Annotated in this window: 18 protein-coding genes; 5 read left to right on the plus strand and 13 right to left on the minus strand. The window is 71.6% G+C overall.

Annotated features, from left to right (window positions below; genetic code table 11):
- Positions 1–20: 20 nt before the first annotated feature.
- From mreD to folC, 6 genes are all read right to left on the minus strand, one after another.
- Complete coding sequence (mreD, locus tag ACWDRR_RS07255) at positions 21–662, minus strand: rod shape-determining protein MreD (RefSeq protein WP_449771182.1); 642 nt, start codon at positions 660–662, stop codon at positions 21–23.
- A gap of 3 nt (positions 663–665) precedes the next feature.
- Positions 666–1,613: a rod shape-determining protein MreC gene (mreC, locus tag ACWDRR_RS07260; RefSeq protein WP_449771183.1), complete on the minus strand. Its 948-nt coding sequence runs from the start codon at positions 1,611–1,613 to the stop codon at positions 666–668.
- Positions 1,614–1,705: 92 nt separating this feature from the next.
- On the minus strand, positions 1,706–2,731 hold the full coding sequence (locus ACWDRR_RS07265) for a rod shape-determining protein (protein WP_305067939.1): 1,026 nt from the start codon (positions 2,729–2,731) through the stop codon (positions 1,706–1,708).
- 310 nt (positions 2,732–3,041) lie between these two features.
- Positions 3,042–3,455, minus strand: a complete 414-nt coding sequence (ndk, locus tag ACWDRR_RS07270) for a nucleoside-diphosphate kinase (RefSeq protein ID WP_360637090.1) — start codon at positions 3,453–3,455, stop codon at positions 3,042–3,044.
- 107 nt (positions 3,456–3,562) lie between these two features.
- Entirely contained in the window at positions 3,563–3,910 is a 348-nt protein-coding gene (locus ACWDRR_RS07275; protein WP_449771184.1) for a DUF4233 domain-containing protein, read from the minus strand.
- A 2-nt stretch (positions 3,911–3,912) separates the two neighbouring features.
- Positions 3,913–5,304 (minus strand): bifunctional tetrahydrofolate synthase/dihydrofolate synthase, encoded by a 1,392-nt coding sequence (gene folC, locus ACWDRR_RS07280; protein ID WP_449771185.1) that lies wholly within the window; start codon positions 5,302–5,304, stop codon positions 3,913–3,915.
- Positions 5,305–5,478: 174 nt separating this feature from the next.
- Here folC and ACWDRR_RS07285 point away from each other — a divergent pair, with 174 nt between their 5' ends.
- From ACWDRR_RS07285 to ACWDRR_RS07295, 3 genes are all read left to right on the plus strand, one after another.
- Entirely contained in the window at positions 5,479–6,912 is a 1,434-nt protein-coding gene (locus ACWDRR_RS07285; protein WP_449771186.1) for a glycosyltransferase, read from the plus strand.
- A gap of 90 nt (positions 6,913–7,002) precedes the next feature.
- Positions 7,003–8,133 (plus strand): non-hydrolyzing UDP-N-acetylglucosamine 2-epimerase, encoded by a 1,131-nt coding sequence (gene wecB, locus ACWDRR_RS07290; RefSeq protein ID WP_449771187.1) that lies wholly within the window; start codon positions 7,003–7,005, stop codon positions 8,131–8,133.
- A gap of 164 nt (positions 8,134–8,297) precedes the next feature.
- A complete protein-coding gene (locus tag ACWDRR_RS07295) occupies positions 8,298–9,827 on the plus strand; it encodes a chitinase (protein WP_449771188.1) in 1,530 nt (509 codons plus the stop codon).
- 28 nt (positions 9,828–9,855) lie between these two features.
- Here ACWDRR_RS07295 and ACWDRR_RS07300 read toward each other — a convergent pair whose 3' ends face one another.
- The gene (locus ACWDRR_RS07300) at positions 9,856–10,377 is read right to left on the minus strand and encodes a hypothetical protein (RefSeq protein ID WP_449771189.1); all 522 of its coding nucleotides are present in this window, start codon (positions 10,375–10,377) and stop codon (positions 9,856–9,858) included.
- A 333-nt stretch (positions 10,378–10,710) separates the two neighbouring features.
- On the minus strand, positions 10,711–13,350 hold the full coding sequence (locus tag ACWDRR_RS07305) for a valine--tRNA ligase (protein ID WP_449771190.1): 2,640 nt from the start codon (positions 13,348–13,350) through the stop codon (positions 10,711–10,713).
- Positions 13,351–13,537: 187 nt separating this feature from the next.
- Here ACWDRR_RS07305 and ACWDRR_RS07310 point away from each other — a divergent pair, with 187 nt between their 5' ends.
- Both ACWDRR_RS07310 and ACWDRR_RS07315 read left to right on the plus strand, forming a co-directional pair.
- Positions 13,538–14,413 (plus strand): hypothetical protein, encoded by an 876-nt coding sequence (locus tag ACWDRR_RS07310; protein WP_449771191.1) that lies wholly within the window; start codon positions 13,538–13,540, stop codon positions 14,411–14,413.
- Between the two features lie 97 nt (positions 14,414–14,510).
- Entirely contained in the window at positions 14,511–15,320 is an 810-nt protein-coding gene (locus ACWDRR_RS07315; RefSeq protein ID WP_449771192.1) for a hypothetical protein, read from the plus strand.
- Positions 15,321–15,396: 76 nt separating this feature from the next.
- On the opposite strand, the gene clpX is transcribed toward ACWDRR_RS07315, so the two are convergent.
- The 5 genes from clpX to ACWDRR_RS07340 all read right to left on the minus strand — a co-directional run bounded on the left by clpX (position 15,397) and on the right by ACWDRR_RS07340 (position 21,758).
- Positions 15,397–16,686, minus strand: a complete 1,290-nt coding sequence (gene clpX, locus ACWDRR_RS07320; protein WP_030397392.1) for an ATP-dependent Clp protease ATP-binding subunit ClpX — start codon at positions 16,684–16,686, stop codon at positions 15,397–15,399.
- A gap of 280 nt (positions 16,687–16,966) precedes the next feature.
- Complete coding sequence (locus ACWDRR_RS07325; protein ID WP_327676905.1) at positions 16,967–17,629, minus strand: ATP-dependent Clp protease proteolytic subunit; 663 nt, start codon at positions 17,627–17,629, stop codon at positions 16,967–16,969.
- 59 nt (positions 17,630–17,688) lie between these two features.
- On the minus strand, positions 17,689–18,306 hold the full coding sequence (locus tag ACWDRR_RS07330; protein WP_305067940.1) for an ATP-dependent Clp protease proteolytic subunit: 618 nt from the start codon (positions 18,304–18,306) through the stop codon (positions 17,689–17,691).
- 323 nt (positions 18,307–18,629) lie between these two features.
- Complete coding sequence (gene tig, locus ACWDRR_RS07335) at positions 18,630–20,033, minus strand: trigger factor (protein WP_449771193.1); 1,404 nt, start codon at positions 20,031–20,033, stop codon at positions 18,630–18,632.
- 255 nt (positions 20,034–20,288) lie between these two features.
- Positions 20,289–21,758: a DHA2 family efflux MFS transporter permease subunit gene (locus tag ACWDRR_RS07340; protein WP_449771194.1), complete on the minus strand. Its 1,470-nt coding sequence runs from the start codon at positions 21,756–21,758 to the stop codon at positions 20,289–20,291.
- Positions 21,759–21,837: the final 79 nt, after the last annotated feature.

Raw genomic sequence — 21,837 nt, forward strand, 5'->3', positions numbered from 1 at the left:
TTCATGGGCGGGGCCGGGGGCTACGGCCGCTTGGCGAAGCCGAGCGAGCGCCGCTTCTTGTAGGACGGCCCGGACGACGCCTCACGGGTGGTGCGGTAGCGGGACAGCGTGCCCAGTCCGGGGCCGCCCTCGTCGTCGCCGGCCGCGGCGGCCACCGGGTCACGCCCGAAGCGGCGGCCGATCAGCATCACCACCGGGACGACGAACGGCGCCAGCAGCAGGTCGTACAGCAGCGCGGTGAGCACCAGGCTGCCGAGGCCGACGTGGCGGGCGGCGGTGTCGCCGACCAGGGCGCCGACCATCGCGTACAGCAGGGTGGAGGCGACCGCCGCGGCGGCCACCACCAGCAGCGCGCTGGAGACCGAGCGCTGCCGGCCGTGGTCGGGGCGCAGCAGCCCCGCGGCGTAGCCCATCAGGCAGAGCACCAGCGCGTAGCGGCCGATCGCGTGGTCGGACGGCGGCGCGAGATCGGCCAGCAGTCCGGCGGCGAAGCCCACCAGGCAGCCGCCGGTCGGCCCGTAGACCATGGCCAGTCCGACCACCACGAGGAGCAGTATGTCCGGTGTGGCGCCCGGGAGTTGGAGGCGCCCGAAGACGCTGACCTGGAGGATCAGGCCGAGCAGGACGAGGACGGCGGTGACGGGGATGCGGGCGAGGCGCATGGTTCAGTTCCCCCCAGTGGTCTTGGCGGGCGGGACGGCGGCGGCCGGGGCGGCGGGCGCCGGCGCGGCCGGGGCCTGGCCCTGGGCGGCCGGCGCCGGCGGCAGGACGGCGTCGCGCGGGTCGGTGCGCGGCGGCACCACCACCACGCCGACCAGGTCGAGCCGGGTGAACTGGACGAAGGGCTCGACCAGGACGGTCTTGGTCAGCTGGCCGGGGTTCGCCTCGACCTGGACCACCTTGCCGACCGGGACCCCGGGCACGAACGGGCGGCCGCTCTGCGAGCCGAAGGTGACCAGCCGGTCGCCCTCCTTCACCTGGGCCTTGCCGTTGAGCAGGGAGACCTTCATGGCGCTGGTGCCGCCACCGGAGGCGAAGCCGATCTCGCCGGTGCCCTCCAGCCGGGCCCCGGCACTGAAGCCCGGGTCGGAGGCGAGCAGGACGGTGGAGGTGGTCGGGGCGACGGTGGTGATCCGGCCGACCAGGCCCTGACCGTTGATCACCGTCATGTCCCGGGCCAGGCCGTCGTCGCTGCCCGCGTCGATGGTGATGGTCCAGGAGAAGCCCTGGGCCGGGCCGATCGCGATCACCTGGGCGGCCTTGACGGTGTAACCGCCGGAGCCCGCGGTGCGCAGCAGGTCGTCGAGCTGCTTGGTGCGCCCGCCGGCCATGTCGGAGGAGGCCAGCTTCTGGCGCAGCTCGGTGTTCTCGCGGGCCAGCTGGTCGGTGCGCCCGCTGTGGCCGGCGGCGTCGCGGAAGGCGCGGACGGTGTCGGCCACCGGGTCGACCGCGGTGGCGGCGCCGCGCTCGACCGGGCCGAGGACACCGGCGGCGGCGCGCCGGGCTCCGCCGAGCGGCGAGCTCTCACCGCCCTTGATGTCCACGGTGATCAGCGCGAAGGCGACGGCCACCAGCAGGATGAGCAGCAGCCGGCTCTCTCGTGTGTCCCTCACGGTGCTGGTACTGCCCCTTCGTACCTGGCCGCCCACCCGGGCTGTGGGCCCGGGCGGGGGCCGTTCAGTTGACTACAGGTCTGACGGTTCTGCTAACGGCGCGGCTGGGCGTCGAGTACCTGCTGGAGCGCCTCGAACTCCTCGACGCACTTGCCGGAGCCGAGCGCGACGGAGTCCAGCGGGTTCTCGGCGATGTGGATCGGCATGCCGGTCTCGCGGCGCAGCCGCTCGTCCAGGCCGCGCAGCAGGGCGCCGCCGCCGGTGAGCACGATGCCGCGGTCCATGACGTCGCCGGCGAGCTCGGGCGGGCACTGGTCGAGGGTGGTCTTGACCGCGTCGATGATCGAGTTGACCGGCTCGTCGATGGCCTCGCGGACCTCGGCCGCCGAGATGACGACGGTCTTGGGCAGGCCGCTGACCAGGTCGCGGCCGCGGATCTCGGCGTGCTCGTCCTTCTCGCCCTCCAGCGCGAAGGCGGAGCCGATGCTCATCTTGATCTGCTCGGCGCTGCGCTCGCCCAGGAGCAGCGAGTACTCCTTCTTGATGTGCTGGACGATGGCGTTGTCCAGCTCGTCGCCGGCCACCCGGATGGACTGGGCGGTGACGATGCCGCCGAGCGAGATCACGGCCACCTCGGTGGTGCCGCCGCCGATGTCGACGACCATGTTGCCGGTGGCCTCGTGGACCGGCAGCCCGGCGCCGATCGCGGCGGCCATCGGCTCCTCGATGATGTGCACCTGGCGCGCGCCGGCCTGCGAGGAGGCCTCGATCACGGCGCGGCGCTCGACCCCGGTGATGCCCGAGGGAACGCAGACCACGACCCGGGGGCGGGCCAGGTAGCGGCGGCGGTGGATCTTGAGGATGAAGTAGCGGAGCATCCGCTCGGTGATCTCGAAGTCGGCGATCACGCCGTCCTTGAGCGGGCGGATGGCGACGATGTTGCCCGGCGTGCGGCCGATCATCTTCTTGGCCTCGGCGCCGACCGCCAGGATGCCGCCGGTGTTGGTGTTCACCGCGACCACGGACGGCTCGTTGAGGACGATCCCCTTGCCCCTGACGTACACCAGCGTGTTGGCGGTTCCGAGGTCGATCGCCAGGTCGCGGCCGATGAACGACAGGTTGGTTGCCATGGGGTGTAGGTGCCTTCCCGGGCTCGGAGTCATTGCGGGGGGTGGACGAGAGAGCGCGCCCGCGGCGTGGGCGAAGAGCAGCTGACCAGCCGTACCGGGCCCATGAGTCGCGTCCATCGTAGTCACGCCGGCCAGTACGGACGTCGACGTGGGGCATACCGTCCATTGTCCGGAGCGTGATCGCTTCTCCGAGCATTGGGACGCCGTGTCGGCGTCCCCAGTTCCCTATTTCACGATAAGAATGCCCCGGCCGGGCCAATGGTCCCGGCCGGGGCACCCGAAGGTCCCTGGGTGGTGCTTAGGCGTGCGCGGGGAAGAAGATCTTGATCTCGCGCTCGGCCGACTCCGGGGAGTCGGAGGCGTGGATCAGGTTCTCGCGGGTGATCGTCGCGTAGTCGCCGCGGATGGTGCCGGCACCGGCCTCCAGCGGGTTGGTCGCACCGGCCAGCATCCGGATGCCGGGGACGACCTCCTCGCCCTCGACGATCAGCGCGATCGACGGGCCGGAGGTCATGAACTCCAGCAGCGGCTCGTAGAACGGGCGGCCGACGTGCTCCGCGTAGTGCTGCTCCAGCGTCGCCCGGTCGAAGGTCCGCAGCTCGACGGCGGCGAGCCGCCAGCCGGCCTTGCGCTCGATGCGGCTGATGATCTCGCCGGCCAGGCCTCGCTTGACGGCGTCGGGCTTGAGCAGGACGAGAGTGCGCTGGGACACGGTGCGTCTCCTGGGAAATCGGTTCGGCGCGCACCCGGTTCGCGGTGCGGAGTGCGACTACGGCAGAGGTTACCTTGCGTGAGCAGCGGGTCCGGGCGGGGCCGGGGCTACCCGGCCGGGACCGCCTGGGCGGCCGCGCGGGCGGCCTTGAACTCGTCGATCTTGCGGCCGTAGTGCACCGAGCACCACCAGAGCCCGGCGAAGACGACGCCCAGGCCGAACATGGTCGGCAGGACGAAGCCGCTGGCGATCAGGCCGAGCTGGAGCGCCCAGCCGATCGCGACCGCGCCGGGGCGGGTGATCATGCCGCAGAGCAGCACGCACAGCGCCATCGCGATGCCGGTCACGGTCCAGACGGTGGCGGTCGGCACGTCGGAGAGCTGCATCGCCACCAGTCCGGCGAACATCGCCAGCAGTGCCTCGCCGATCAGCGTCGAGGAGCAGAGCGTCCTCATCGTCACTTCCTCCCGAGCAGCAGGCGGGCCTCGCCCACCGTGATGACCGAACCGGTGACCAGCACCCCGGCGCCGCCGAGGTCCCCGTCCTCCTCGGCGAGGGTGACGGCGGCGGCGATGGCGTCGTCGAGCCGGGGCTCGACCTGGACGCGGTCCTCACCGAAGATCTCGACGGCGAGCACGGCGAGCGCGTCCGCGTCCATCGCGCGGTGGGTGGAGTTCTGGGTGATGACGACCTCGGCGAGGATCGGCTCGAAGGCCTCCAGCAGGCCGGCCACGTCCTTGTCGCCGCTGGTGCCGATCACGCCGACCAGCCGGGTGAAGCCGAAGGACTCGCCGATCGCGGCGACGGTGGCGTGGGCGCCGTCCGGGTTGTGCGCGGCGTCCAGGACGATCGTCGGACTGCGGCGGACGACCTCCAGGCGGCCCGGCGAGGCGACGCCGGAGAAGGCCTGCCGCACCTTGTCCGCGTCCAGCTGCCCGCCGCGCGCACCGCCGACGCCGAAGAAGGCCTCGACCGCCGCGAGGGCGAGCGCCGCGTTCTGCGCCTGGTGGGCGCCGTGCAGCGGGAGGAAGACGTCCGTGTACTCCTCGCCGCCGAGCCCGCGCAGCGTCACCAGCTGGCCGCCGATGGCGACCTCACGGCGGATCACTCCGAACTCCATGCCCTCGCGGGCCACCGTGGCGTCCACCTCGACCGCGCGCCGCAGGATGGTCTGGGCGGCGTCCAGCTGCTGCTGGGCGACGACCGCGACGGCGCCCGACTTGATGATCCCGGACTTCTCGACCGCGATCTCGCCGGTGGTCTCCCCCAGCTTGTCGGTGTGGTCCAGCGAGATCGGGGTGATCACGGCCACGGCCGCGTCGATCACGTTGGTGGCGTCCCAGGAGCCGCCCATGCCGACCTCGATCACGCCGACGTCCACCGGGGCGTCGGCGAAGGCCGCGTAGGCCATGCCGGTCAGCACCTCGAAGAAGGACATCGCGACCGGCTCGCGCTCGTCGACCATCCGCACGTACGGCTCGATGTCCCGGTAGACCTCGGCGAACCGCTCGGGGCTGATCGGGGCGCCGTCCAGGGTGATCCGCTCGGTGACGGACTCCACGTGCGGGCTGGTGTAGCGGCCGGTGCGCAGCTCGAAGGTGTTGAGCAGCTGCTCGACCATCCGGGCGGTGGAGGTCTTGCCGTTGGTGCCGGTGATGTGGATCGAGGGGAAGGACCGCTGGGGCTGGCCCAGGATGTCCATCAGCGCCTCGATCCGGTCGAGCGAGGGCTCCAGCTTGTTCTCCGGCCAGCGCTTGGAGAGTTCCAGCTCGACGTCGCGCAGGACGTCTGCGGAGCCGCCGTCGGCGGGGCGGAGGGTGTACGGGTTCGGGTCGGCCTTGTCGCTCACGACCACAGTCTACGGAGCGGCGCCGCGCGCTCCCGACGGGGTGAGAACCACCACTTTGCCCGGACTTTCCGATTCACCCGATTTACTATTGATTCCGCGAGCTCGGACGGCAATGAAGCATCGATTCGCACCCCAGGGAGCCACATCACCTTTGATCGCCAGGAGTACAGCCTCATGCCCGACGCCCTGCGCCAGTCCCTCCTGATCCATCGGAGCGGTGTCGTCTGGGCCGCCGAGCTGCTCTCGCTGCTGCTCCTCGGCTACATGCTCCTCGTGTTCGGCCGCTTCCTGCTCTACTGGGCCGGCTCGCGGCACGCCTTCCGGCACAACCGGCCCGCCGAGCCGGGCGAGCCGGCCGCCTTCCAGTGGCACCTGCTGATCCCCTGCCGCGACGAGGAGGCCGTCGTCACCCAGACCCTCGACGGGCTGCGGCGCTCCGCCCCGGAGGCCCACCTGTGGGTGATCGACGACGACAGCGAGGACCGCACCCGCGCGCTGGTCCTGGCCGCCGCCGAGCACGACGACCGGATCCACCTCGTCCAGCGCCGCCGCCCGCACGCCCGGATCGGCAAGGGCGCCGCGCTCAACGCCGCCTACCGGGCCGTCTGCGCCTGGCTGCCGGAGTCCACCGACCGCGCCCGGGTGGTCGTCGGCGTCGTCGACGCCGACGGCGAGCTGGACCGGGGCACCCTGGCGCTGGTCTGCTCCGACCACGCGCTGGCCCGCCCCGACACCGGCGCCGTGCAGATCGGCGTCCGGATGCGCAACGCCGACGACGAGCGGCCGCTGCCCGGGCGCGGCCGGACCGCCAACGCGCTGGCCCGCGCGCTGGTCCGGATGCAGGACGTCGAGTTCCAGGCCAACAACGCCGGCATGCAGTTGCTGCGCCGGCGCACCGGCAGCGTCGGCCTCGGCGGCAACGGCCAGTTCGTCCGGCTCACCACGCTGGACTCGCTCACCGCCGAGGAGGGCCGCGAGGGCCGCCCCTGGCCGGAGCGGGCGCTTCTGGAGGACTACGAGTCGGGCCTCGAACTGCGGCTGGCCGGTTGGCGGTTGACGCACGTCACCGAGGCGCGGGTGTCCCAGGAGGGCCTGGTCTCGCTCCGGCGCTTCCTCACCCAGCGCACCCGGTGGGCCCAGGGCAACATGCAGTGCCTGCGCTACACCGGCCGGGTGCTGCGCTCGCCGCACTACCGCTGGGCCGGCAAGGCCGAGGTGCTGTACACCTTCCTGCAGCCCGTGGTCTGCGTGCTGCTGGTGGTGCTCACCCCGGTCTCGATCGGGATCACGGCCGCCGGGCTGGTGCTCTTCCCCGAGGACACCGCCGACTTCCAGGCCCGGTTCGGGCCGCTGATGACCGTCGCCTTCCTGGTCGCGACGCTGCCGATGATCTTCTGGGGCTTCACCTACCGCAGGCTCGTCCACCCCGACCGGAGCCGGCTCACCGGCCTGCTCTGGGGCGTCCTGGTCTGGCTCTACGCCTACCACCTGTTCGTGGTCGCCACCCGGGCCGCCGTCCGCCTGCTGCTCGGCCGCAACGGCTGGGCCAAGACCAGGCGCAACGCCGAAACGGTCGCCGCCGGCGCCCCCACCGCCCTCGAAGCCTGAGCCGTCCCCCGCGAAGCCCGAGCCCTTCCCCCCGCGAAGCCCGGGGCCGTCCCGTCCCGCCCGAGACCCGTCCGGAGTACCACCGTGTCCATGTGCCCGTCCCAGCTGCCGCCCGCCAGCGTCGCCGTCGTCCTCGGCACCCGCCCCGAGCTGGTCAAGCTCGCCCCGCTGATCCACGAGCTCGGCGCCGCGACCCGGCTGGTGCACACCGGCCAGCACTGGGACGAGGCACTGTCCGGGCGCTTCCTGCGCGACCTCGACCTGCCCCGCCCCGAGCTGCTGACCGGCGTCGGCGGCCGCCCGCGCGCCGGCCAGATCGCCCAGTCCCTCGGCCAGCTGGACGCCGCCTTCGCCGAGGACCGGCCCGCCGCCGTCGTCGTCCAGGGCGACACCAACGCCACCCTGGCCGGCGCGCTGGCCGCCAACTCCCGGGGGATCCCGCTGGTGCACGTCGAGGCCGGGCTGCGCAGCTTCGACCGGGCGATGCCCGAGGAGCACAACCGGGTGATGGTCGACCACGTCTCCGACCTGCTCTGCGCCGCCACCGCGGAGAACGCGGCCAACCTGCGCGCCGAGTCGCTGGACGAGGAGCGGATCACCGTCACCGGCAACACCGTGGTCGAGGTGGTCCGCCGCCGGCTGCCCGACCGGGCCGCCCGGGCCGCCCTGCTGGCCGCGCACGGGCTGGAGCCGGACGGCTACGTGCTCGCCACCGTGCACCGGCCGGAGAACACCGACAGCGCCGAGGCGCTGGGCGCCGTCCTGGCCGAGCTGGACCGGATCGCCCGGGCCGGCACCCCCGTCCTGTTCCCGATGCACCCGCGGACCGGGGCCGCCGTCGACCGGTTCGCCCTGGCGGGCCTGCTGGAGCGGATCACCGTGACCGAACCGGTCGGGTACGCGGAGTTCCTGGGCCTGGCCCGGCACGCGGCGCTGCTGGTCTCCGACTCCGGCGGGGTCCAGGAGGAGTGCACCGTGCTCGGCCGCCCGCTGCTGGTGGTGCGCCGCTCGACCGAGCGCCCGGAGGCCGTCGACGCGGGCTTCGCCGCCCTGGTGCGGCCCGGCGAGGAGTTCGGCGAGCTGGCCCGGACCTGGCTGGCCGACTCCCCCGAGCGGCTCGCCCGGCTGGCCGCCACCCCCAGCCCGTACGGGGACGGCCTGGCCTCGGCCCGGATCGCCCGGCTGACGGCGCGGCTGGCCGAACAGCCGGTGGCCGCCTGAGGCCCGGCAGGCACCCTTGACAGCCGGATTGGTCTACTCCACCTTGTGAGGGCAAGTCTCCTTTCCCGACAGGGACTTGAGTTGTCGGTAGCTCCCGCACCCGCGACAGCCGGACGGCTCTCCCCCACGTGAGCCGACGGTCTCCCCCCACAGGAGATGGAGTCATGCCACCTGCCCGACACCGGCGCGCCCGCGCCGTCCACACGCTGCTCGCCGCCGCCTCGGCGATCGCCCTGGGCCTGAGCGGCCTGGTCGTCGCCACCAGCGCCTCCGGCGCGGCGACCGCCGACGTCGACCTGATCGACAACGGCGGCTTCGAGGCCGCCGACCACCTCAGAGGCTGGACCTGCCCCTCCGGCGGCACCCCCGACACCACCACCGTCCACTCCGGCGCGTACGCGCTGCGCGCCACCCCGGGCGCGAGCGACACCGGCGAGTGCACCCAGACCGTCGCCGTGAAGCCCTCGTCCACCTACACCCTGAGCTCCTGGGTGCAGGGCTCCTACGTCTACCTCGGCGCCCGCGGCACCGGCGGCACGGATCCCGGCACCTGGACCAACTCGGCGAGCTGGTCCAAGCTCTCCACCACCTTCACCACCGGGGCCGGCACCACCAGCGTCACGGTCTACCTGCACGGCTGGTACGGCCAGCCCTCCTACCTGGCCGACGACGTCTCGCTGATCGGGCCGGGCGACCCGAAGCCCACCCCGACCGGCACGGCGAGCCCCACCGCGACCCCGACCCAGACGCCCACCGCCACCCCGACGGTCACCCCGACCGTCACTCCGACCCGGCCCGGCCTGCCCAAGCACCTGCTCACCGGCTACTGGCAGAACTTCGACAACGGCGCCACCGTGCAGCGGATCAGCGACGTCCCGGCGGCGTACGACATCATCGCGGTCTCCTTCGCCGACGCCACCGGCACACCCGGCGGGCTGGGCTTCACCCTGGACCCGGCGCTGTCGACCAGGCTCGGCGGCTACACCGACGCCCAGTTCAAGGCCGACATCGCGGCCAAGCGGGCGGCCGGCAAGAAGGTGGTGCTCTCGGTCGGCGGCCAGAACGGCACCGTCTCGGTGAACAGCTCCGCCTCGGCCACCACCTTCGCCAACACCGCCTGGGCCCTGCTGCAGGGCTACGGCTTCGACGGGATCGACATCGACCTGGAGAACGGCGTCAACGCCACCTACATGGGCCAGGCGCTGCACTCGCTGGCGGCGAAGGCGGGCAGCGGGTTCGTCCTCACCATGGCGCCGCAGACCATCGACATGCAGTCGACCGGGATGGAGTACTTCAAGCTGGCGCTGAACGTGAAGGACATCCTCACCATCGTCAATATGCAGTACTACAACTCCGGCGCGATGCTCGGCTGCGACGGGCAGGTCTACTCCCAGGGCAGCGTCAACTTCCTGACCGCGCTGGCCTGCATCCAGCTCAAGGGCGGGCTGCGGCCCGACCAGGTCGGGCTCGGGGTGCCGGCCTCCACCAGCGCGGCGGGCGGCGGGTACGTCAGCCCGGGCGTGGTCAACAACGCCCTGGACTGCCTGGCCTCCGGCACCAACTGCGGGAGCTTCAAGCCCGACACCAAGTGGCCCGGCATCGGCGGGGCGATGACCTGGTCGACCAACTGGGACGCCAAGGCCGGCGGCGGGATCGCCGGCACCGTCGGCTCGCACCTGCACGCGCTGCCGTAGCCGCGACCGCGCGGGCCCGGGCCGGGGCTCAGACCCCGGCCCGGGCCTCCGGGATCTCGGGGCACGGGCCGCAGTGCCGGCGGCGCAGCTCCGCGGTGATCTCGGCCAGCTCGCCCTCGGGCAGCAGCGGCAGCATCATGGCGACGCCCTGGAGCAGGCCGCCGAGCAGGAAGGTGGTGTCGGCGGTGGCGGCCACCAGGCCGCGCACCTCGGCCACCTCGCCGGCCGCCACGGCCTCGATCAGCCGGGCCGCGTCGGCGGTCTCCTCGTCCACCGCGACCCCGCCGGCGTCGGCCGGGGCGCGCCGGACCAGCGCGTGCAGCACCTTGTCGCCCACCTCGGGCGCGTACGCCTTGCGGACCGCCTCGGCGGCGATCCAGGCCAGCAGGGTGGTCACCTCCCGCTCCGCGTGCTCCTCGAACAGCCGGTCCAGCGCGTGGTCGAACGCGAGCTGGTTCCCGTGCCGGAACGCGAGCAGCAGGGTCGCCGCCCTGGCCTTGGCCTCCTGGACCGCTTCCATCGGCAGTTCGTCGGCCAACTTCTCGGTCACCACCACGCCATGCCCTCCCGTCGGTCGTCGGCTCAGCGAAACTCCGTGCACACCGTACACATCCGACCTGCAAACTTCCGCGAACCCGCGCGGGCAAGACCGGAATGAATTCGGGCGGAATAGGACTTCACCCGGTCCAGGATGAATATTCGCCGGAACAGCGCAATGGCATTGGGCTATTGGAGGGTCGGATTTCCACGTTCGGCGGGTACGGCCCGGTGCCGCCCGGTCCGCGCCCCGGCGCGCGGGCCGGAAAAGGCCGAGGGGCCGCACCCCGCGTCGGCGGGATGCGGCCCCTGGTGAGCCGTCGGCGGGCCGGGCCCGTCGGCCGGGTCAGGCCTGCGGCAGCGCCGCGAGCTGGGCGGTGATCCGGGCGATGTCGGCCTCGGCGGCCTCCTGGCGGGTCCGGATCTTGGCGACCACGTCGTCCGGCGCCTTGGCGAGGAACGCCTCGTTGCCGAGCTTGGCGGTGGTCTGGGCCTTCTCCTTCTCGGCGGCCGCGAGGTCCTTGGCCAGGCGCTTGCGCTCGGCCGCGACGTCGATGGTGCCGGAGAGGTCCAGCGCCACCGTGGCGCCGGCCACCGGGAGCGAGGCGGTGGCCGCGAAGCCCTCCTCGGGCGCGGTCAGCCGCAGCAGCGAGCGGATCGCGTCCTCGTGGACCGCGAGCACGGTGCCGGAGAGGTCCAGCTGGGCCGGGACCTTCTGCGCGGGCTGAAGACCCTGGTCCGAGCGGAACCGGCGGACCTCGGTGACCACCTGCTGGAGCGTGGCGACCTCGGCCTCGGCCTCGGCGTCCCGGAAGCCGCTGTCCTCGGGCCACGCGGTGACCACCAGCGACTCGGCGCCGGTGAGCGTCGTCCACAGGGTGTCGGTGACGAACGGGACGATCGGGTGGAGCAGCCGCAGCGTGACGTCCAGGACCTCGCCCAGGACCCGGCGGGAGGCGTCGGCCTGCGCGCCGCCCTTGGCGAGGGTGGTCTTGGAGAGCTCGACGTACCAGTCGAACACCTCGTCCCAGGCGAAGTGGTACAGCGTGTCCGAGACCTTGGCGAACTCGTAGTCGTCGTACAGCGCGTCCACCTCGGCGACGGTGGCGTTCAGCCGCGACAGGATCCAGCGGTCGACCGCGGTCAGCTCCTGCGGCGCGGGCAGCGGGCCCTCGACGGTGGCGCCGTTCATCAGCGCGAAGCGGGTCGCGTTCCAGATCTTGTTGCAGAAGTTGCGCGAGCCCTTGACCCAGTCCTCGCCGATCGGCACGTCGGCGCCGGGGTTGGCGCCGCGGGCCAGGGTGAAGCGGACGGCGTCGGCGCCGTAGGCGTCCATCCAGTCCAGCGGGTCCACGGCGGTGCCGGAGGACTTCGACATCTTCTTGCCGAACTCGTCGCGGACCAGGCCGGTCAGGGCGACGGTCTTGAACGGCGCCTGGCCGTCCATCGCGTACAGGCCGAACATCATCATCCGGGCGACCCAGAAGAAGATGATGTCGTGGCCGGTGACCAGGACGTCGGTCGAGTAGAACTTCTCCAGGTCCGGGGTCCGCTCCGGCCAGCCGAGGGTGGAGAAGGGCCAGAGGCCGGAGGAGAACCAGGTGTCCAGGACGTCCGGGTCCTGGTGCCAGCCCTCGCCGGTCGGCGGCTGCTCGTCGGGGCCGACGCAGACGACCTCGCCGTCCGGGCCGTACCAGACCGGGATCCGGTGGCCCCACCAGAGCTGGCGCGAGATGCACCAGTCGTACATGTTGTCGACCCAGTCGAAGTAGCGGCGCTCCAGCTCCTTCGGGTGGATCTCCACCTTGCCGTCCCGGACGGCGTCGCCGGCCGCCTGGGCCAGCGGGGCGACCTTGACCCACCACTGCAGCGACAGCCGCGGCTCGACCACGGTGTGGCAGCGCGAGCAGTGGCCGACGGCGTGCATGTACGGGCGCTTCTCGGCGACGATCCGGCCCTGCTCGCGCAGCGCACCGACCACGGCCGAGCGGGCCTCCAGCCGGTCCAGGCCGAGGAACGGGCCGTGCACGGTGATCGCGCCGCGCTCGTCCATCACGCTCAGGTTCGGCAGGTTGTGGCGCTGGCCGATGGCGAAGTCGTTCGGGTCGTGCGCCGGGGTCACCTTGACGGCGCCGGTGCCGAACTCCGGGTCGACGTGCTCGTCGGCGACGACCGGGATCTCCCGGTCCGTCAGCGGCAGCTTGATGGTCCGGCCGACCAGGTGCTTGTAGCGCTCGTCCTCCGGGTGGACGGCGACGGCGGTGTCGCCCAGCATCGTCTCGGCGCGGGTGGTGGCGACGATGATCGAGTCGTCGCCGTCCCCGTAGCGGATCGAGACCAGCTCGCCGGGGACCTCCTCGTGCTCCACCTCGATGTCGGAGAGCGCGGTGAGGCAGCGCGGGCACCAGTTGATGATGCGCTCGGCGCGGTAGATCAGACCGTCGTCGAAGAGACGCTTGAAGATGGTCTGGACGGCCTGGGAGAGGCCCTCGTCCATGGTGAAGCGCTCGCGGGACCAGTCCACGCCGTCACCGAGGCGGCGCATCTGGCCGAGGATCCTGCCGCCGTAGTTCTCCTTCCACTCCCAGACCTTCTCGACGAAGGCCTCCCGGCCCAGGTCGTGGCGGGAGAGCCCGGACTCGGCGAGCTGCTGCTCCACCTTGTTCTGGGTGGCGATGCCGGCGTGGTCCATGCCGGGCAGCCAGAGCGTCTCGAAGCCCTGCATGCGCTTGCGGCGGGTCAGCGCGTCCATCAGCGTGTGCTGGAAGGCGTGGCCCAGGTGCAGCGCACCGGTGACGTTCGGCGGCGGGATGACGATGGTGTACGGGGGCTTGTCACTCTTCGCGTCGGCCGTGAAGTAACCGCGCTCTACCCAGCGCTCGTACAGCTCGCCCTCTACGTCCGCCGGAGCGTAGGTCGTCGGGAGGGTGGCTGCTTCGTCCCCGGCGTGAGTGCTCACGGGGCGCTGGTTCGTGGTGTCGGTCACGACGCACAGTTTACGTACCTGCGGACGTGGGTTACGAACCGCTTTCGGTCCGGGGCCCCGCGCGCCCGGTCCGGACGGCCGTCGGCCCTGTGCGATAACGTGCCCGCACAATCGTCCGGTCCTCGGTACGGACACGGACGACTTCGGATCACGACAGGCCGCGGGTGCGGCGGGGGAGCACAGGCAGATGTACGGCCAGGGTCAGCAGTATCCGCAGGGTCAGCCGCAACCGTACGGGGCGCCGCAGCCCTACGGCGCGCCGCAGCCGCAACCGCCCTACGGGGCCCAGCCGCCCTACGGCCAGCCGCCGCAGTACGGCCACCCGCAGCAGGGGGCACCGGCCCCGCAGTACGGCGCGCCCCAGCCGCAGCCCCCCTACGGCGCCCCACAGCCGCCCTACGGCGCGGTGCCGCCGCAGGCCCCGTACGGCGCGCCCGGCTACCCGATGGCGCCGCCGCCGAAGAAGGGCAGGGCCGGGCTGGTGATCGGCCTGGTGATCGGCGCCCTGGTGCTGGGCGGCGGCGGCTTCGGCCTCTACAAGGTGCTCGGCGGCGACACCGGCGGAAAGTACAAGATCACCGCCGCCCAGTCGCTGCCGGACGGCTACACCCAGAAGTCGGCCAAGGAGCAGGCGGCCGACCCGAGCAAGGCCGAGACCTCCAAGATCGGCAAGGACCTGCACGTGCTGATCGCCAGCTACGCCAAGGGCGCCGACCCGCTGGACACCATCAGCGTGATCGGCGTCTACGGGGAGCTGGACGACCCGGACAAGATCATCGAGGACTCCAAGAAGCCCGGCGAGGGCGGCAGCTGGACCACCCCGCTGGCGGACTTCCCGGCCCAGGACGGCAACAACTCCTCGGCCAAGCTCTCCTGCGGCGTCTACGGCGTGCTCGGCGGCAAGTCGCAGTCGACCGTCTGCGTCTGGGCCGACAAGTCGACCACGGCCCGGGTCTCCTTCCTGAAGGCCGGCCTCACCGGCAGCGCCCAGACGGCGCTCACCCCGGCCCAGGCCGCCGAGAAGACCCGCGCGATCCGCTCCGCCATGGTCGTCGCCAAGTAACCGCTCACCGCTCGTACACCGCGTCACACCTGCCACCCGGCTCCGGGTGGGAGTGCGCCACGCCCGCCGTTCCCTCCCGTCCCGAGAAAGGGCCATCGTGACCGATCAGACCCCCTACGGCAGCCCGCCGCCGCCCGCCGGACAGCCGCACGGCGCCCCCGTGCCGCCCCAGCCCGGCTACGGCGCGACGCCCCCGCCGCCCGCCGCCGACCCGGCCTGGGGCGCCGTCCCGCCGCAGGCCGCGCCGCCCGGCTACCCGCCGGCGGACGGCCAGCCCGGCTACCCCGGCTACGGCGCCTACGCCCCGGTGCCGCAGCGCAAGTCCCGCAAGACGCTCTGGATCCTGCTGGGCGTGTTCGTCGGCGTGCTGGCGCTGATCGGCGGCGGTCTCGCCTACTTCGTCTTCGACGTGACGTCCAACGCCGGCACCCAGAAGATCGTCCTGCCGGCCACCTTCAAGGACCTCAGCAAGGACGACGACAACGAGATCGCCCGGGCGATGGAGAAGGAGATCACCTCCGAGTTCGGCAAGGGCGACGGCGCCTGGAACCCGACCGGCGTCAGCGCCGTGTACCAGGACTCGGCGGACGAGCCCCAGCTCATCGTGGTCGGCGGCTACGGCAAGGTGCTGCTCCCGAAGCAGGAGCTCGACGCCATGTTCAAGGGCTTCTCGTCCGGCGGCCCCACCGTCACCGACCGGCACTCGGTCGACGCCGGTTCCAAGGGCGGCACCATGGAGTGCGCCAAGGCCACCCAGTCCGGCACCGACCTCGGCATCTGCGCCTGGGCCGACAACAGCACCCTGGTGCTGCTGATGCAGGCACCCGAGGAGGGCAAGGCGCCCAACCTGGAGAAGCTGGCCGCCGACGCCCGCGACCTGCGCGCGGTCGCCGAGGTGGCGAAGTAACAGCCCCGGCGCCACGGATCGCGAAGGGCCCCCGGAGACCGACCGACGGTCTCCGGGGGCCCTCGCACGCGGAAGGTCAGGCGCTCTTGTCGCGCCGCTCCCGCTTGATCATGTCACGCGGGACCAGCGTGGGGATGGCGTGCTTGGAGACGACGTCCCCGGTGACCACCACGCGGGCGACGTCCTGACGCGACGGCACCTCGTACATCACGGACATCAGCACCTCCTCCATGATGGCCCGCAGACCGCGCGCGCCGGTGCCGCGCAGGATCGCCTGGTCGGCGATGGCCTCCAGCGCGTCGCGGGAGAACTCCAGCTCGACGCCGTCCAGTTCGAAGAGCTTGCGGTACTGCTTGACCAGCGCGTTCTTCGGCTCGGTGAGGATCTGCAGCAGCGCCTCGCGGTCGAGGTTGTGCACGCTGGTGATCACCGGGAGACGGCCGATGAACTCCGGGATCATGCCGAACTTGACCAGGTCCTCCGGCATCACCTGACGGAAGTGGTCGCTGGCGTCCTGCTCCCGCTTGGAGCGGATGTTCGCACCGAAGCCGATGCCCTTGGCACCCGCGCGGCCCTCGATGATCCGCTCCAGGCCGGCGAACGCGCCGCCCACGATGAAGAGCACGTTGGTGGTGTCGATCTGGATGAACTCCTGGTGCGGGTGCTTGCGCCCGCCCTGCGGCGGCACCGAGGCGGTGGTGCCCTCCAGGATCTTCAGCAGCGCCTGCTGCACGCCCTCGCCGGAGACGTCGCGGGTGATCGACGGGTTCTCGCTCTTGCGGGCGACCTTGTCGATCTCGTCGATGTAGATGATCCCGGTCTCGGCCTTCTTGACGTCGTAGTCGGCCGCCTGGATCAGCTTCAGCAGGATGTTCTCGACGTCCTCGCCGACGTAGCCGGCCTCGGTCAGCGCGGTGGCGTCGGCGATCGCGAACGGCACGTTCAGCATCCGGGCCAGCGTCTGCGCGAGCAGCGTCTTGCCGGAGCCGGTCGGGCCGAGCAGCAGGATGTTGGACTTCGCCAGCTCGATGGCGTCCTCACGGCCGTTGCCGCCGCTGCGGCCGGCCTCGCCCGCCTGCACGCGCTTGTAGTGGTTGTAGACCGCCACCGACAGCGCCTTCTTGGCGAGGTCCTGACCGACCACGTACTGGTCCAGGAACTCGTAGATCTCGCGCGGCTTCGGGAGCTCCTCGAAACGCACCTCGGAGGTCTCGGCGAGCTCCTCCTCGATGATCTCGTTGCACAGGTCGATGCACTCGTCGCAGATGTACACGCCTGGTCCGGCGATCAGCTTCTTCACCTGCTTCTGCGACTTGCCGCAGAACGAGCACTTGAGCAGGTCGCCACCGTCTCCGATGCGTGCCACGAGGTGCTTCCCCTTCGCCAGGGGCCCCGCGGGGGTTCCGGGGCCTGGTGCTGTGGACCGTCTACGCCGACGGCGATCGGTCTCGCTATCCGACGGTACTCTGCCGGGCCCCTGATTCCGTCCTCTTCGCCAGGTCTGCCCTACGCCCTGGGCGAATTGATACCGAACAGATGCCGGCGGCCGCGCCGCCGATGCGCCGGGGCGGGGCGCCGGATTTCGCGCGCCCCGCCCGTGGGTTCCGCCCCGCCCGCCGGGAGGGCAGGGCGGGCGGGTGCCGGCCTCAGGAGGTCAGCGAGGCCTTGCGGGTGGAGATGACGAGGTCGACCAGACCGTACTCGACGGCCTCCTCGGCCGTGAGGATCTTGTCGCGCTCGATGTCGTCGCGGACCTGCTCCACCGACTTGTTGGAGTGCTTGGAGAGCATCTCCTCCAGCTGCTCGCGCATCCGGAAGATCTCCCGGGCCTGGATCTCCAGGTCGGAGACCTGGCCGCGGCCGGTCTCGGTGTACGGCTGGTGGATCAGGATGCGGGCGTTCGGCAGCGCCATCCGCTTGCCGGGGGTGCCGGCCGCGAGCAGCACGGCGGCGGCCGAGGCGGCCTGGCCCATGCAGACGGTGGTGATGTCCGGCTTCACGTACTGCATGGTGTCGTAGATGGCCGTCAGGGCCGTGAACGAGCCGCCGGGCGAGTTGATGTACATCTGGATCTCGCGGTCCGGGTCCATCGACTCCAGGCAGAGCAGCTGGGCCATGATGTCGTTCGCGGAGACGTCGTCGACCTGCGAGCCGAGGAAGATGATGCGCTCCTCGAACAGCTTGGCGTACGGGTCGTACTCGCGGATGCCCTGCGAGGTGCGCTCGACGAAGCGCGGGACGATGTAGCGGCCCTCGGCGCGCATGTCCTCGACGCGTGCCTTGGCGCTGGACAGGCTGGGGATGTTCATGGGGGTTCTAGTCCTCCGGAGCGTTGTGGCTGTGGTCTCGTGGGAGCCGGGGCCGAGGCTCAGGCGCCCGTGCCGCCGCCGCCGGGGACGTCCGCGGCGCTGTGCATGATCGCGTCGATCAGGCCGTACTCCAGGGCCTCCTCGGGCGTGAACCAGCGGTCGCGGTCGGAGTCCGCGGTGATCTGCTCGAAGGACTGGCCGCTGTGGAAGGCGATCAGCTCGGACATCCGCTTCTTGGTGCGGAGCAGCTGCTCCGCCTGGATGCGGATGTCGGTGGCCGAGCCGCCGAGACCGGCGGACGGCTGGTGCATCAGGATGTTGGCGTTCGGCAGCGAGAAGCGCTTGCCCTTGGCGCCGGCGGTCAGCAGGAACTGCCCCATCGAGGCGGCCATGCCCATGGCGATGGTGACGACGTCGTTCTTGATGTACTGCATGGTGTCGTAGATCGCCATGCCGGCCGAGATCGAGCCGCCCGGGGAGTTGATGTAGAGGAAGATGTCCTTGTCCGGGTCCGCGGCCAGCAGGAGCAGCTGGGCGGTGATCTTGTTGGCGATGTCGTCGTCGACCTGCTGGCCGAGGAAGATGATCCGCTCGTTGAGCAGCCGGTTGTAGACCTGGTCGCCCAGGCCGCCGAGCACGTCACCAGAGGCGGCGTGCGGCGCCATCGGGCCAGGCATCTGCATCTGCGGGAACGTCACTTAGCCACCTGCTCAGTCGATTTGGAGGGCCGTTGCACGGCTCTCACGGTGTCGCACAGCTTCCGGGTATCACGGTGTGATTGTTGCTGTCCAAGGACCCTAACGCGCAGGCCGGGCCGCAGAATCCCTCACGCAGAACTGTTCGCTGTGAGCGCAGGGTTCACGGCGCGGGCCCGGGGACCGCCCCGGGCGGGCCGGGGGGGACCTCGGGCGGCCCGGCCCGACGGCCCGGGAGAACGCGGCGGGCCCGGACGCCTGGTACGGCGTCCGGGCCCGCTGCTGCGTCAGCGCGACCGGGGCGATCAGGCCTCGGTCTTCTCCTCGGCGTCGGCCTCGGCGGCCGGGGCCTCGGCGGCGACGGTCTCGGCCGACTCGTCGGTCTCGTCGTCGTCGAAGTTGATCTCGTTGCCCTCGGTGTCGAGGACCTTGGCGGCCTCGACCACGGTGGCCAGCGCCTTGCCGCGGGCGACCTCGCCGACCAGCAGCGGCACCTGGCCACCCTGGACGACCTGCTGCGCGAACTGGTCCGGGGTCAGGCCCGAGCCGGCGGCGCGGCGGATGAGGTGCTCGGTGAGCTCCTGCTGGTCGACGCCCAGCTCCTCGTCGGCGACGATCTGGTCCAGGACGAACTGGGTCTTGATGCCCTTCTTCGCCTGCTCCTCGGTCTCCGCGAGGAACTCCTCCTCGGTCTTGCCCTGGGTCTCCAGGTAGGACGCGAGGTTGAGGCCCATGGGCTCCAGCTGGTGGTGCTCCAGGTTGTGCTTGCGGGTCTCGATCTCGTCCTTGAGGAGCTTCTCCGGGAACTCGATCTCGACCAGCGCCAGCAGCGCGTCGAGCACCTTCTCCTGGGCCTGGGTGGCCTGGTCGTACTCCTTCATGCGCTCGAGGCGCTTGCGGGAGTCGCCGCGCAGCTCCTCCAGCGAGTCGAACTCGCTGGCCAGCTGGGCGAACTCGTCGTCCAGCTCGGGGAGCTCCTTCTCCTGGACGGCGGAGACGGTGACGGTGACCTCGGAGGTCTTGCCCGCCTGGGTGCCGCCCTTGAGCTCGGTGGAGAAGGTGGCGGTGCCACCGGCCTCCAGGCCGACGACGGCGTCGTCGATGCCGTCGATCAGACGGCCGGAGCCGATCTCGTAGCTGACGCCCTTGGCGATGCCGTCCTCCGGCACCTCGCCGTCGACCTTGGCCTCGAGGTCGACGACCACGATGTCGCCGGCGGCCGCGGCGCGCTCGACGTCCTTGACCGAGGAGAAGCGCTCGCGCAGCTGCTCCAGCGACTTGTCGACGTCCTCGTCGGTGACCACGATCGGGTCGACGGTGACCTCGATGGTCGAGAAGTCCGGAAGGGTGATCTCGGGACGAACGTCGACCTCGGCGGTGAACTTCAGGTCACCGCCGTCGGCGATCGTCTCGACACCCTCGATGTTGGTGATGTCGGGCTGGCCGAGGACCTCGATCTTGCCCTCGTCGACGGCCTGCGTGTAGAAGCGCGGGAGGGCGTCGTTGACGGCCTCCTCCAGCACGGCGCCACGACCGAAACGCTGGTCGATGACACGGTTCGGGATCTTGCCCTTGCGGAAGCCCGGGACCGAGACCTGCTGGTTGATCTTCTTGTACGCCGCGTCGAGGCTGGGCTTGAGCTCCTCGAAGGGCACCTCGACGGTGAGTCGAACCCGGGTCGGGTTCAGAGTCTCGACGGCGCTCTTCACGGTTTGGTCTCCTATGGGCTTGCGGTCAGGTTGCCTCCGCCCTCCCCATCGACGCCGGCCGGGGCCGGTGCGGGCGGGTCGGGCGAGACGGGCGATGGGCGGTTGGAGCTGCATCTCCCGTGGGGGGTGGACGGTGAGCGTGACTCCTCGCCCTCGTGCGGTTGACCTGGGTTGACGCCACAGGGACTACCGCCAGCGCCCCATCCTACCGGTACCACGAAAGGCGGACGCCAGGACGCTGCCGCCGGCGGACGCTCAGGCCTTCCCGACGGGCTCCGCGGCCGGCTCGGCCGCCCCCTCGTCGGTACCCCCGGCCGGTACCGCGCGCATGGTGGCGGCGGCGTCGGAATCCCGTACCAGCAAGGCGATCGCGGCCGCCACCAGCGCCAGGCCGGCGGCGGTGAGGAAGGCCGCGCGGTAGGCGGTGAGGTTCGCCACGGGCGTACCCGACGCATTCACGGTGAAGGCTCCCACGGCCGTCAGCACGGTGCCGAGCACCGCGACCCCGAGCGCGGAGCCGAGCTGGCGCTGCGCGTTGTAGAGGGTGGAGGCGGCGCCGGTGTCGCGGGCGCTGATGGTCGCGAAGGCGGCGGTCTGCGAGGGCATGAAGACGTGCGACATCGCGTAGCCGGTGACGAACATCAGGGCGCGCACCGCCCAGAGGTTGCTGTCCGGCCCGATCGTGGCCATCAGGGCCAGGCAGCAGGCCACCACGGTGGCGCCGGTGGCCAGGATCCGGCGCGGGCCGATCCTCGGGTAGAGGCGGCTCGCGATCTGGGAGGCGAGCATCACGCCGAGCGCCTCGGGGAAGACCATCAGGCCGCTGTGCAGGGCGTCCATGCCGAGCGCGTCCTGCATCAGCAGGGGGAAGAGGTAGAGCATGCCGAGGAAGGCGGCGCCGGAGAAGAGCGAGAGCAGGTTGGTGGTGCGGAATATGCGGTCCCGGAAGAGCCGCAGGTCGAGCATCGGCTCGGGCAGGCGCAGCTCGACGACGACCAGGGCCGCCAGCGCGCAGACACCGACGAGCGCCGAGACCAGGATCCGCGCGCTCCCCCAGCCCTGCGACGCGCCCTCGGAGAGCGCGTACATCGCGGCGCCGAAGCCGACGGCGGAGAGCAGGAACCCGGCCGCGTCGAACCGCCCGGCCCGCTCGGCGCGGTAGTCGGGCAGGGCGAGCAGCCCGAAGACCAGCGCGGCGATGCCGACCGGCACGTTGACGATGAAGACCCAGTGCCAGGACCAGCCGTCCACCAGCCAGCCGCCGAGCACCGGCCCGGCGGCGGGCGCGACGGCGGTGGGCAGCATCAGGATGCGGGTCGCCCGCATCCGCTCCTCCTGCGGGAAGGCGCGGAAGAGCATGGTCATCCCGACCGGGGTGAGCAGACCGCCGGCCGCGCCCTGGAAGATCCGGTAGAGGGTGAGCGAGGTCATCGAGCCGGCCGCGCCGCAGAACAGCGAGGCGACGGTGAACAGGGCGAGCGAGACGAGGAAGACCCGGCGGGTGCCGAAGCGGTCCCCCAGCCAGCCGGAGAGCGGGACGAAGACGGCCAGGCTGACCAGGTAGCCGACGTTGATCACGCCGACCCCGGCCGGATCGGTGCCGAACTCGCGGCCGATCGCGGGCAGGGCGACGTTGACGATCGTGGTGTCCATGATCGACATGAAGAGCGAGGCGACGAAGACGACTCCGACCGCGATCTTGGGGTTGATCCTCATCGGACTCATCCGGGCTCCAGCATTTGGTGAAATGTCAACCATTCACCATGCCGGACCGGACCCGGAAACGACAACAGCCCCGATGGCG

Source organism: Kitasatospora sp. NPDC003701 (genome assembly GCF_053587085.1).